This is a genomic window from Paenibacillus sp. UNC496MF (assembly GCF_900113915.1).
Taxonomy (GTDB): domain Bacteria; phylum Bacillota; class Bacilli; order Paenibacillales; family Paenibacillaceae; genus Paenibacillus_Z; species Paenibacillus_Z artemisiicola.
The window spans coordinates 265,742-277,249 of record NZ_FORE01000007.1; the positions used below are offsets into that span (position 1 = coordinate 265,742).

Here is an 11,508-nt window from a genome sequence, read left to right on the forward strand (position 1 = left end):
GCATGCTGATTCCGCTGGTCAAACGCTATAATAAGAAAGATTTCGATATCGTATACGTCCACCGCAACGACGTACTGCTCATGCACAGCAACTACGGACAGATCAACTACCAGCACAAGGACGGGACGATTCTGAATCCGCTCTCCACGTTTGAGGAGCATGAACGCTTTCTGACGCAGGACAAGTTTGCCAGAGTCGACCGCTGCTACGTCGTCAACATGGACCGCGTCGAGTTTTTCGACGAGGAACGGCAGCGGGTATTCTTCGATCCGGAACCGGTCGGCAAGACCGCGCCCAGCGCCCCGGTATCGTTCTCCCGCATGGACACGGTCAAGGACGTTCGCCGCGGCAGCGCGAACGGAAGCTCCGTCCAAAACGGGAATGCTCAGTTCTCGCGATAAGCAGTACCCTGGCTTTCCTGCCGAAGGAAAGCTTTTTTATTTGCCCGCCGTTTAGTCGCCCGCCGTCCGCGCTCGAAGGAACGGAGAACGGACAATTGCCCGGGCAATATCGACAAGGGTTATGTCGCCCCTTCTAGCATGCACGATCTATCAGCCTACCAAATCAGGCGAGTTGACCATATCAATCATCCAAGAGACATAGGGAGAGGAGGCATAAGCTATCGTATAGGAAACCAGGAAGGGGAGGACTATGATGTCGGATGAACAAGGAAGGCAGCTGGCAAGCAAATGGGCCAAGACGGAGGCGCTGCTTTCGCATGCGCAGATCGCGCCGCATATTCCGCCGACCCGGATGTTCACGAAGGATAATTTGAGCAGCATGCTGAGCCATCATGGCATGGTCGTCATCAAGCCGGTGAAAGGCGCGGGCGGGCACGGGGTCATTAAGGTTTCCCGCGAAGGAGGCAGCTACAAGTATACGTACTATTCGAAGACGAACCGGTTTCAAAGCTTCGACGGACTCTACCGATCGTTGAACTCGAAACGGGGAAAACGCCGGTACTTGATTCAGAAGGGAATTCGCCTGGCGACCATCGGCGGCCGGCCGATCGACTACCGGGTGAAGTACGTCAAGCAGCCGGAAGGGCATTGGGCCATCACGGCGATCGTCGGCCGGCTGGCGAAGCCCGGACTGTTCGTGACGAACATTTGCCGCGGCGGCACGCTGCTCAGCGGATCCGAAGGCATTCGCCGTTCGTTCTCCAAGTCGGTCGTCGTCTCGAAGAAGCGGGAAATGCGGACGCTGACGCAGCTTTCGACCGCGGTACTGGAAAGCCGGTTCCCCGGCATCGGGCAGCTCGGCTTCGACTTCGGCATCGATCAATCCGGTAAGATCTGGATCTTCGAAGTCAATACCCGGCCTCAATAATTTCGTAATATAATCGATTGATAGGTTGATAGAAGACCATTAAACTTTTTTATCAAAAATGGAAATTTGTTCCCTGTGTATAAACGTATCCACAAATCCCCATCGATATTTCCTGTTTTTTCGACGATTATTCACAGCGTATTCACATGCTGTCCACATGGGCGTGTGGATAATCGGAACGCTTGTTCTTGGGCTCTGGGACATGCTAAGATGAACTGGAAGTAAGAGGAAGGGGGGCTGTGATATGGAACAGCTGTCTGATGAATTGCTGCTCGATGCTTATATCGCCGCAAACAAGTACAACCTGGAGCCTGAGTTTATCGAGATGTTGAAGGCCGAACTGCTGCGCAGGCAGATCAGTCCGGACGCCTATCGCAATTCGGCTTAGCTCGGATCCAACCCTTCCGATTAACTCCATTTCCGCACCGCGGCTTCAAACGCTGCGCCGCACCGGCGACAGTACGCGACATGGCTGCAGCTTTGGGCCGCCGACATCCTTTCCTCCATCGTCATATCCGTAACCCAATCGACATCATCCGGCTGATAAGGCGAATAGGGTCCCGTAAAATCGGCCGTACGGCCCAAATCGTCGACCGCCGACGCGCACGCCGGACAGGGAACGGCCAGCTGTTCCAACCCGTTGCAGATCGGACATAACATAACTAAAGGGTACCCTCCTCAGCCCGAGCGGAACGCTCGCATCATGTTGGCTAACGGTAGGATACCCTTTTTATTTTCGTATTGATACGCCGCTTCGGTTACAGCTTCATGCTGCTGCTGTGGCCGGGCGACAGCTTGGCCGTCGGATCGACGTACACCTTGGCGTTATTGATGGCCGTCGGGGCTTCGCCGAAGCCGACGGCGATCAGCTTCAATTTGCCGGGATACGTGGTGATGTCGCCGGCCGCGAATATGCCCGGAATGCTCGTTTCCATGCGCGAATCAACGAGAATGGAGCCGTTGTCGATGTCCAAGCCCCACTCGGCGATCGGTCCGAGCGCGGAGACGAAGCCGAAGTTCACGATGACGTCGTCGATCGCCAGCTCTTCGGACTCGCCCGTCTTGACGTGCCGAAGCGTCGTGCTTTCGATCCGATCCGGACCGTTAAGCGCCGCTATCTCGTACGGCGTCCGCACGCGGACGCTGGAATTCATCAGATTCTCGACGCTATGCTCATGCGCCCTGAATTTGTCGCGCCGGTGAATCAACGTGACGCTCGCCGCGATCGGCTCCAGCATGAGCGACCAGTCGACCGCCGAGTCTCCGCCGCCGCTGACGAGCACGTGCCGGCCGCGGAACCGGCTTAAGTCGCTGATGAAGTAATGCAGGTTCTGCTTCTCGTAACGTGCCGCTTCCTCCAGCTCCAGCCGGCGGGGTTCGAACGCGCCGACGCCGGCCGTAATGATGACGGACTTGGCATAATGGGTCGTCTTGTCCGTCATGATGGCGAAGTCGCGCTCGTCGCGCTTCACGACCTGCAGAACTTTCTCTTCCAATAATATCTCGGGTTCGAACAGCGCCATTTGCTGTTTCAGCTGCTCGACCAGCTCGCCCGCGGTCACTTTCGGAAAGCCGGCGACGTCGTAAATATGCTTCTCGGGGTACAAAGCCGCGAGCTGGCCGCCCAGCTGCGGCATGCTTTCGATGATCTTGACGGAAGCCTGGCGCATGCCGCCGTAAAACGCGGCGAACATGCCGGCCGGGCCGCCGCCGATGATGGCGATATCGACTTGCGGGGAAGCGGAACTGGACACGGTCTACACCTCCAAAAGGTTGAAAATCATCACGGAAGATCCGCCTTTCTTTCAGTACATTATATATGGTTTACAAGCCTCTTTGAAAGATGGAAATTGGATGTTATTCTAAAGTTTTTCGTATATTTTACCCTTGAAGTTTACGGGAAAAGTTTGTATCATGTGTGGTATTAGTAACGGGGTGTCGAAAGGCGCCGGGCACGTTTTATAACATAAATGAACATGAAGATTCGCACACTACAGGCAAGAAATGATAAATGATTGTCTGTTTTTGCTTGTTTGTGTAAATTTTCACTTACTTAACTAGAGAAAGAAAAAGACTTTACGAATGGATGGGATACTGCGATGAGCAACATACCGAAAATTGTGATTCTGGGTGCCGGTTACGGCGGCATCCTCACGGCGCTTCGGCTGCAGAAAGAGTTGAATTACAATGAAGCCGACGTCACGCTCGTCAACAAGCACGACTATCATTATTTCACGACTCATCTGCATATGCCGGCCGCGGGTACGGACAAGACGGAAAATGCGCGCGTCAGCATCTCCAAGCTTATCGATGAGTTCAAAATCGATTTCGTGAAATCGACGGTCGTGCAAATCCGGACGCAGGACAAAAAAGTCATCCTCGAGGACGGGACGCTTTCTTACGATTATCTCGTCATCGGCCTCGGGGGCGAGCCGGAGACGTTCGGAATCCCCGGTATGCTCGAATACGCCATGAACATCCGCAGCCTCAACTCGGTCCGGTTGATCCGCGAACATATCGAATACCAATTCGCACGCTACAAGCGCGAGCCGCACCGCACCGATTATCTGACCTTCGTCGTCGGCGGCGCCGGCTTTACGGGCATCGAATTCGTCGGCGAGCTGGCCGACCGGATTCCGGAGCTGTGCAAGCAGAACGACGTGGACCGCTCGCTCGTCAAAATCTACAACGTCGAAGCGGCGCCGACGGCGCTCCCGGGCTTCGATCCGGAGCTGGTGGAATACGCGATGAACGTGCTGACGAACAAAGGCGTCACGTTCCGCATCGGCACCGCCATCAAAGAATGCACGCCGGACGGCGTCATCGTCGGCGACAACGAAGAGATCCGCGCGGCGACGGTCATCTGGGCGGCGGGCGTCCGCGGCAACCGGCTGATCGAAGATGCGGGCATCGAGACGATGCGCGGCCGCGTGAAGGTCGACGAATTCCTTCGCGTGCCCGGTCACGAGAATATCTATGTCGTCGGGGACAATTCCCTGATGTTCAATCCGGAAGGCCGCCCGTATCCGCCGACGGCGCAGATCGCCATGCAGCAGGGCGTCGTCTGCGCGCATAACCTGGTGGCGTCCATTCGCAACCAGCCGCAGAAGAAGTTCGAGTTCAAGAACAAAGGCACGGTCGCGTCCTTGGGCAAGGGCGAAGCAGTCGGGCTGGCGTTCGGCAAGAAGTACAAGGGACGCGTGGCGGCTTGGCTGAAGAAGATGATCGATATCCGCTACCTCTATATCATCGGCGGGATTCCGCTCGTGCTCCGCAAAGGGAAATTCCTCTAATGCGCCACTGCAGCGTGCAGGTGCGCGGGCTGCTGACGCGCGACGAGCTGGATCGGTATAACGCGCTCATGGAGGTCGGATCGTTCCTGGAGTCGCAGAACCGCTACGATCTCGCGTATACGGTGCAGAAGGAAGTCGATCTGCTCATTCTGCCCGCGATCGAGCGGCTGAAGGAGAAGAGCCGCGAGCGCGACCGTCAGACGGAAGCGTACCTGGAAGCGAAGCGGCTGCTTGAAGAGGACGACGAGGATTAAGCGAGGATTTATATAGAAGAAAGCGGATGGAACCCGAAGGCCTCCATCCGCTTTTTTTGGCGTAATCGCAGGAACGCCGACTTAAACGCGGAGCATCTCCGCGACCTTCTCTTCGGTCAGGCGGTTGCCGACGTAGAAGTCCCCGAAATCGCCGAAGCGCGCGCTCACTTCATCGAAGCGCATTTCATACACCAGCTTCTTGAACTGCAGCGCCTCGTCCGCGAAGAGCGTGACGCCCCATTCCCAGTTATCGAAGCCGACGGAGCCGGTGATGATCTGTTTTACTTTGCCCGCGTACTTCCGGCCGATCATGCCATGGCTGCGCATCATTTCTTTGCGCTCGTCCATCGACAGCATGTACCAGTTGTCGCTGCCTTGGCGGCGCTTGTTCATCGGATAGAAGCAAATATGGTTCCATTTCGGCAGAATCGGCTTCAAGCGCGCGACGATTTCCGGGTTTTGCAGCGGGTCGGAGCCCGGCTGGCCCATGTAGTTGCTCAGCTCGACGACGCTGACGTACGAATGCGCCGGAATCGTGAACGCGGCGAACGCGGATTTGTTGAACGCCGTCTCGAGCTCGTTCAGCTCCTCCAGCGTCTCGCGCAGATGCATCAGCACGAAATCCGCCTTCTGGCCGACGATGGAATAGAACGCCGTGCTGCCTTGCTTGCCGTCTTCGACGGACTGCCACTGCTTGAGGAACGCGTTCAGCTCGTCCAGCGCGAGGCCGCGCTCTTCGTCGTCCGCCGCGGTCCACGCGATCCAGTCGATGGAGCGGAAATCATGCAGCGCGTACCAGCCTTCCAGCGTTTGAGCCGCTTCACTCATTTGTCATCTCTCCTGTCTGTTTTGCGATACTAACCCGCAGGTTCATGTCGCATTCATTGTATCCCAACGGCGGCGGCGAGAGCAAATGGCGGACTTGTGACAACATGGCATTAGAAATTGACTTCCAATTCGCCATCTACTACACTATTTGTAGCGAAAGGGGAAGAGTTTCCGCATGAATACGGACGTTAACATTTTGCAGCTCGTCATCGCGACGGTATTGTTTTTCGTGATGATGTTCGGAATCGGGTTCATCTTGAACATGCTGCTCAAAACGACCTTTTTTCCGATATATTTATTCCTGATCGTGCTGGTGCCGGTCTTCATCTGGCAAACCTGGGACAACTCGAAGACGTTCTCGGGCAATTTCACGTCCTTCACGTTCGTCGATATCTTGCCGGGCATCGGCGCCTTGATCGGCGCGTACATCAGCGGCACGACGATTCGCCTGCTTCGCCGCGGCGGGTACAAAATGTTCTAGGACGCAAGAACGGATTCCGGTATGGTCATACTAAGGGAAAACGCGGGCGATGACGGCCGCGGCACGCGCTGCCGCGGATGATTCGGATCGCCGCGCGCCAACCGAGGTGAAGGGCTGTGCCGTTTTTTCGTATAGGGGATGTCGAGCTGCACCGGCATGAGCCGGCCGGCGGCGGGAAGGACGGGACGGTCGTCTGCGTCCATCCGCCTTGCCTGACGGGCCGGCTGTTCGACAGCGTCGAGCGCGAGCTGGGGAACGGGCTGCGGACCGTGCGCTGGGATATTCGCGGCCATGGCCGAAGCCATGCAGGAAGCGCAAGGCTGACGCTGGCCATGATCGCCGAGGATATGCGGCGGCTGCTGGACGATCTGGGCGCGAAACGGGCGTACGTCTGCGCGTACGGAGCCGGCGCGCCGGCCGCGCTTACCGCGCTGCTGCTCCATCCGGAGCGCTTCGCGGGCGCCGTGCTGCTGTCCGGCAGCCTGCCGTACGCCGACATCCGAAGCCGCTCCAAACTGCAGGCGGCGTACGTGTCGAGCCTGCTTGCGCCGAAGGGGCCGATCGCGTTCCGGGCGGCTTGGCACGAGGGGCGGACGCGAGCGGAGTTCGAAGAGCTGCGGCAGGAGGCGGGCTTGGGCGACCCCGGCAAGTGGCGGGATTACGCCGCGGCATGTCTGGACGGCCGGCTGGACAGGCAGATTCGCCAGATCAAGCAGCCGGTGCTGCTGCTCTACGGCGCGAAGGATGCGACAGGGGCGGACCATGCGATTCGGCTGCACCGGCTGCTGCCGAAAAGCGAGCTGTACGGGATCATCGGCGCGAAGGGCCAGCTGGCGACGCGCGAACCGAAAACGATGGCATTCGTCATCCGGCAGTGGTCGGACAAACAGGCGCATCCGGAAATCGCCGACACGCACGAGGAGCGCGAGCAACTGTTGCGGGAGCTGGCCGAGCACGGCGCCAAGGAGCCTGGCCAAGCCGGGCTGGTTCATTGAAGGCAGGAACGAATCGAGGGAAAATTCCCTGTCCCCAGGGGAATTTTCTTTTTTTTGCGTCCTGAAAAGGACGTCTCTTTTATGATAAACTAGGTACAAGAATCCAAGACGGACGGAGTCGAGGAACGAGATGCGGATCGGCAGCATGCACCAATTCACGGAACATCACCGCTTTTACACCTTTCGCGCTTTTTCGCTAAGCGCCGTCGACCGGAAGATGATCGGGCTAATCTATCAATCCATGGTCGGCGCGTTCGCGGCCGGTCTCTATCAGCTGCTCTATCAGCAGGTGGCGGAGGACCGCGTGGGCTATTCGCTACTGGAGCCGCAGCGGAAGCTGCTGCTCGGGCTGGGGCTCGACATGCACGAACGGGGCCGGCAGGAGCTGGCGAATCAGGCGTCGCGGCTCGAGGCGGTCGGCCTGCTCCAGGTGACGCGCCTCGGCGTGCCGGATAACGACGACGTCGTGTACGAATACGAAATCGCGAAGCCGCTGTCGCCGGACGAGTTTTTCGACAGCCCCCACCTCACGCTGCTGCTGCGGGACAAGGTCGGCAAGCATGCGGTCATCGCGCTGCGGGAATCGTTTTACGCGAAGGAAGCCGACGAGCTGGCGGGCGCGGAGCTGACGCGGGAGAACATTTCGGTGCCGTTCTACGAGCTGTTCCGGCTGAACGCGCAGGGCTTCGATCCCGAGCTGGAGCAGGCCCTGACGGAGGTGGCGCCCGCGAGGCAGCCGGCGCCGAAGCCGCAGCAGACCGAAACCGCCGGCATCCAGTACGGCGACATCATCATCCGCTTCCCGCGCAATTCCGCGAACCGGCAGTACGTCGAGCGCCTGCGCGGCAACGAGGACGCGATGGCGCAGCTCAACTACGTGGCGTACAAGTACAGCCTGAGCGTCGTGGATCTGTGCCGGCTGCTCGACGAGGACGACGTGTTCGCGGCCGGCGGCGAGCTGCTGCTCGACGAGCTGCAGCTGCGGGGCAATCAGCTGTACCGCCAGGACCGCAAGCGCAGCGACGAGCGGCAGCGGCTGTACGGCCGGCTGGAAGCCGTCAAGGCGGAGGAAGGCAAGCGAGCCGATGCCGGCGACGACCTGCCCGAGGAAGTGGCGGTGCAGGCCGAATTCTACATGGACGTGCCCGCGCAGCTGGCCGGGCGGTGCGACATTCACCAATACAACATGCTGATGCGCAACGAGCCGCATACGCGGTTCATTGCGCGTTTCTTCCCGGGGGCCGTGCCGGAATGGCTGATCCGGGTGTTCGAGGTCATCGATCATAATTACCGGCTGCAGGGCGCCGTCATCAACGTGCTGATCCATTACGTGCTCGGGATGAACGACGCGCAGCGCGTGACGAAGACGTACATCGACGCCGTCGCTTCCAATATGCTGGTGAAGGGCATCGATTCCTTCGAACGGGCCGTCGGCTACGTCAGGGAACAGCTGAAGCTGGAAGAGGACAAGGAACGCCGCAGGGAACAGGGCGCTTCGGCGCCGCGAAGAAGCGGGGGAAATGCCGCCGCCGCGAAGGGCAGGCGCAAGCCCCAGATTCCGATCATGCCGGATACGCCGAACGGCACGCCGGTGACGGAAGAGGAGCTGGCGGAAATTCTCCGGGTGGCGCGCAAGCTGGACGGAAAATCAACGTAAGATGAGGTGAGACCGCGATGGCGATGGAATCGTTGGGCGACCTGCTGAAGGCGATGCCGGGCGGCAGGAACGTGAGGGAGCAGGCCGACAGGCTGATGGCCGAACTGCTGGAGGACCCGCTGGTCGGAAGGCTTCGCGGCAAATATCCGGAGCTCGACGACGAGACGATTCGGCTGAATTTGAACCGCGTTTATCAGTGCGCGAAGGAATATCGGAACTGCTCGAATTGTCCGGGGCTCGATCAATGTCCCAATGATTTCGAAGGGCATTACACCGAGCTGACGGTCGAGACGGTCGGCGAGCTGGTGCAGCTGAACGACCGCAAGGTCCCTTGCAAGAAGCTGACGGCCAGACAGTCGGAAACCCGGATTCGCAGCCGCATCCGCAGCTTCTATATCGACGAACGGGCGCTGTCCCAGGGGTATTCCGCGGACGAGATCGTCAAGAAAGACCTGGAGCGCGTGAAGGCCGTCGGACAGATCGTCAACTACATCGACCGCACGAAGGAACAGGGATTGCAGGCGGAAGGATTGTACTTGACCGGGGCGTTCGGGACGGGCAAGACGTTCCTGATGTGCTATATGCTGCATGAGCTCGCGAAGGCGGGCCATACGGGCGCGATCGTGTACATGCCGGAATTCGTGGAAGACATGAAGGCGCTCATGTTCGAGCAGGGCAAGCTGAAGGAAACGATGGATATCCTGAAAGACACGGATCTGCTCGTGTTCGACGACATCGGCGCGGAGAATTTGAATCCGTGGGTGCGGGACCACGTGCTCGGCTCCATCCTGAATTACCGGATGAACCGCAAGCCGACCTTCTATACGTCCAATTATGGCCTCGACGAGATCGAGCAGCATTTCAGCTTCACGAACAAGGACGGGGACGACTTGCATAAAGGCCAGCGGCTGATGGACCGAATCCGGCCGTACGTGCAGCCGGTTCACGTGACGGGGCAGAATAAGCGCGGTCGGTAACGCGGTGCTATATGCGGTGCTATATGCCGTGCCGAAGCCGTGGGTACGTAACGATCATAGAAGTAACCTGCACTTATCGACTTCATTCGCGATACTCGCAAAAAAGAGCCTGCCGTTCGTCGAACGGCAGGCTTTTTTTGCTTCTCCGGCTGATCGCGGAATCAAGCGAACAGCAGGTTGTACAGCACTTTCGCCGCTTCCGCGCGAATGGCGTTGCTGCGCGGCGTGAAGCGATCGTCGCTGCCGGTCATCAGGCCGGCGTGAACGGCGTCTTGGACGGCTTCCTTCGCCCAGCCGCTTACCGCGGCCGCGTCCTTGAAGCCCGCGAGGTCGGAGGCGATGCCGCCCGCGGCCGAGCCGCTGCGCTTCTCGTAGACGTTGACGATCATGATCGCCATCTCTTGGCGCGTGATCGCCTTCGACGGCTCGAACCTGCCGCCGCCCGTTCCGGTGACGATGCCGTTCTCGAACGCCGCGGCGACGGTGTCGGCATACCAGCTGCCGGCCGGCACGTCGCTGAACGGCGCGGCCTTGGACGCCTTGAGGTTCAGCGCGCGGACGAGCATCGTCGCGAATTCGGCGCGGGTAACGTTCGTCTTCGGTCCGAAGGCATCGGCCGAGACGCCTTCCACGACATGCTTCGCGGTCAGCTCTTGAATGACGTCCGCCGCCCAATAGGAGGCCGGCACGTCCTTATACGTTTTCAGATAGGAGAAGACGCCGTATTTGCTGAAATGGCTGACGTCCGCCGTGATGACGCCGTCCTTGACGGTGCCGCCGACGTATTCGACGGCGCCCGCGCCGGTAAGGTAGTAGATGCCGGCAAGACGCGCGTTCGCGTCGGCCGTCAGGCGCAGCTGCAACTCGACCGGCTTGGCGAAGTTCTCCAGCTTCTTCGACGTGCCGTCCTTCAGGACGACGCTCAGCGACAGCTCGTACGCCTGGCCTTGCGGCGAGAGCCCCGCGCCGGCTGCGCCGGCGACGGCCGAGGCCGCTTCATCCGCGCTCAGCGCGCGAACGTTCAGCGCAAAGCTGGCGTCGCCGTCCGTGCCGGTCAGCTCCCCAAGCGCGGCGAGCACTTCTTTCGGCAGCGTGACGCTGCCGCCGGCGAGCGCGATGCGCAGGCTGTTGTCGCCGACCGTCTGACCGACGGCGGGCGGGAATAGGATTTGCAGGTTCGCGGCCGCCGGTTTGCTCGCATCCAGCGTCGCGATGCCGTTAGCCGGCGCGGAGACGTCGGACGTCGTGAATCTCACCTGCTGGGCGGCAGGGTCGACGGGAGGCGTAACGGGCGGGATATTGACCGTGCCGTTGTTGCTCGTGACGCTGAACGTCGCGGTGGAGACGTCGGTTCCTTGGCCCGCTACGACCTGATAACTGCCGACCGCCGCGTTCGACGAGAGCGCGAACGAGTCCCGGTACTTGCCTTCGCTCGCCTTAACGGCGTCGAAGAACAGGATGGTCCCGTCGGGATTCAATACCTTGATGATGACTTCTTGGGCGTTCGTCGTGCCGCTGATCGTGACGGTGCCGCCTTGCGCAAGGCTGGCGATGGCGTCGATGGTCGTGCCGGCCGTCGCGTTGATCGAAGCTTCGGCGGCGAAAGCGGCGGCCGGAATCGACGCCGGAACCGCAAGCGACAAGGCGAGTGCCGCCAGAAGGGCTGCTTTTCTCTTCAACGATGATGCTCCTTT

Annotated in this window: 12 protein-coding genes; 9 read left to right on the top strand and 3 right to left on the bottom strand. The window is 59.6% G+C overall.

Annotated elements, in window-relative coordinates:
* The first annotated feature begins 2 nt into the window (after positions 1-2).
* The 3 genes from BMZ79_RS12990 (at position 3) to sda (ending at position 1,717) form a co-directional block, all read left to right on the top strand.
* The gene (locus tag BMZ79_RS12990; protein ID WP_090640733.1) at positions 3-401 is read left to right on the top strand and encodes a LytTR family transcriptional regulator DNA-binding domain-containing protein; all 399 of its coding nucleotides are present in this window, start codon (positions 3-5) and stop codon (positions 399-401) included.
* Between the two features lie 253 nt (positions 402-654).
* Positions 655-1,329: a YheC/YheD family protein gene (locus BMZ79_RS12995; RefSeq protein WP_090640734.1), complete on the top strand. Its 675-nt coding sequence runs from the start codon at positions 655-657 to the stop codon at positions 1,327-1,329.
* Between the two features lie 244 nt (positions 1,330-1,573).
* Positions 1,574-1,717, top strand: a complete 144-nt coding sequence (sda, locus tag BMZ79_RS13000) for a sporulation histidine kinase inhibitor Sda (RefSeq protein WP_090640736.1) — start codon at positions 1,574-1,576, stop codon at positions 1,715-1,717.
* Positions 1,718-2,087: 370 nt separating this feature from the next.
* Here the strand turns inward: sda and BMZ79_RS13010 are convergent, their stop codons facing one another.
* Complete coding sequence (locus BMZ79_RS13010) at positions 2,088-3,023, bottom strand: NAD(P)/FAD-dependent oxidoreductase (protein ID WP_371263721.1); 936 nt, start codon at positions 3,021-3,023, stop codon at positions 2,088-2,090.
* Between the two features lie 405 nt (positions 3,024-3,428).
* Here BMZ79_RS13010 and BMZ79_RS13015 point away from each other — a divergent pair, with 405 nt between their 5' ends.
* Entirely contained in the window at positions 3,429-4,622 is a 1,194-nt protein-coding gene (locus tag BMZ79_RS13015) for an NAD(P)/FAD-dependent oxidoreductase (RefSeq protein ID WP_090640740.1), read from the top strand.
* On the top strand, positions 4,622-4,876 hold the full coding sequence (locus tag BMZ79_RS13020) for a hypothetical protein (protein WP_090640742.1): 255 nt from the start codon (positions 4,622-4,624) through the stop codon (positions 4,874-4,876). Before BMZ79_RS13015 ends, BMZ79_RS13020 begins: the two co-directional genes overlap by 1 nt.
* Before the next feature lie 81 nt (positions 4,877-4,957).
* Here the strand turns inward: BMZ79_RS13020 and hemQ are convergent, their stop codons facing one another.
* Entirely contained in the window at positions 4,958-5,704 is a 747-nt protein-coding gene (hemQ, locus tag BMZ79_RS13025; RefSeq protein WP_090640743.1) for a hydrogen peroxide-dependent heme synthase, read from the bottom strand.
* A 175-nt stretch (positions 5,705-5,879) separates the two neighbouring features.
* On the opposite strand from hemQ, the gene BMZ79_RS13030 reads away from it, so the two are divergent.
* The 4 genes from BMZ79_RS13030 (at position 5,880) to dnaI (ending at position 9,814) form a co-directional block, all read left to right on the top strand.
* Positions 5,880-6,185: a YuiB family protein gene (locus BMZ79_RS13030; RefSeq protein ID WP_090640744.1), complete on the top strand. Its 306-nt coding sequence runs from the start codon at positions 5,880-5,882 to the stop codon at positions 6,183-6,185.
* A 116-nt stretch (positions 6,186-6,301) separates the two neighbouring features.
* Positions 6,302-7,180 carry an alpha/beta fold hydrolase gene (locus tag BMZ79_RS13035; protein WP_090640746.1) on the top strand — a complete coding sequence of 293 codons (879 nt, stop codon included), beginning with the start codon at positions 6,302-6,304 and terminating at the stop codon, positions 7,178-7,180.
* A 130-nt stretch (positions 7,181-7,310) separates the two neighbouring features.
* Entirely contained in the window at positions 7,311-8,837 is a 1,527-nt protein-coding gene (locus tag BMZ79_RS13040) for a replication initiation and membrane attachment family protein (protein WP_090640747.1), read from the top strand.
* Positions 8,838-8,860: 23 nt separating this feature from the next.
* Positions 8,861-9,814, top strand: coding sequence for a primosomal protein DnaI (dnaI, locus tag BMZ79_RS13045; RefSeq protein ID WP_090641013.1), 954 nt, complete (start codon positions 8,861-8,863; stop codon positions 9,812-9,814).
* Between the two features lie 161 nt (positions 9,815-9,975).
* On the opposite strand, the gene BMZ79_RS13050 is transcribed toward dnaI, so the two are convergent.
* The gene (locus BMZ79_RS13050) at positions 9,976-11,493 is read right to left on the bottom strand and encodes an S-layer homology domain-containing protein (protein ID WP_090640749.1); all 1,518 of its coding nucleotides are present in this window, start codon (positions 11,491-11,493) and stop codon (positions 9,976-9,978) included.
* Between the last annotated feature and the right edge of the window lie 15 nt (positions 11,494-11,508).

What these genes read in the sequence shown, in the direction of transcription:
- sda (WP_090640736.1), top strand. Translation starts at nt 1,574, where the DNA reads ATGGAACAGCTGTCTGATGAATTGCTGCTCGATGCTTATATCGCCGCA.
- BMZ79_RS13020 (WP_090640742.1), top strand. Translation starts at nt 4,622, where the DNA reads ATGCGCCACTGCAGCGTGCAGGTGCGCGGGCTGCTGACGCGCGACGAG.
- hemQ (WP_090640743.1), bottom strand. Translation starts at nt 5,704, where the DNA reads ATGAGTGAAGCGGCTCAAACGCTGGAAGGCTGGTACGCGCTGCATGAT.
- BMZ79_RS13015 (WP_090640740.1), top strand. Translation starts at nt 3,429, where the DNA reads ATGAGCAACATACCGAAAATTGTGATTCTGGGTGCCGGTTACGGCGGC.
- BMZ79_RS13030 (WP_090640744.1), top strand. Translation starts at nt 5,880, where the DNA reads ATGAATACGGACGTTAACATTTTGCAGCTCGTCATCGCGACGGTATTG.
- BMZ79_RS12990 (WP_090640733.1), top strand. Translation starts at nt 3, where the DNA reads ATGCTGATTCCGCTGGTCAAACGCTATAATAAGAAAGATTTCGATATC.
- BMZ79_RS13040 (WP_090640747.1), top strand. Translation starts at nt 7,311, where the DNA reads ATGCGGATCGGCAGCATGCACCAATTCACGGAACATCACCGCTTTTAC.
- BMZ79_RS13010 (WP_371263721.1), bottom strand. Translation starts at nt 3,023, where the DNA reads ATGTTCGCCGCGTTTTACGGCGGCATGCGCCAGGCTTCCGTCAAGATC.
- dnaI (WP_090641013.1), top strand. Translation starts at nt 8,861, where the DNA reads ATGGAATCGTTGGGCGACCTGCTGAAGGCGATGCCGGGCGGCAGGAAC.
- BMZ79_RS12995 (WP_090640734.1), top strand. Translation starts at nt 655, where the DNA reads ATGTCGGATGAACAAGGAAGGCAGCTGGCAAGCAAATGGGCCAAGACG.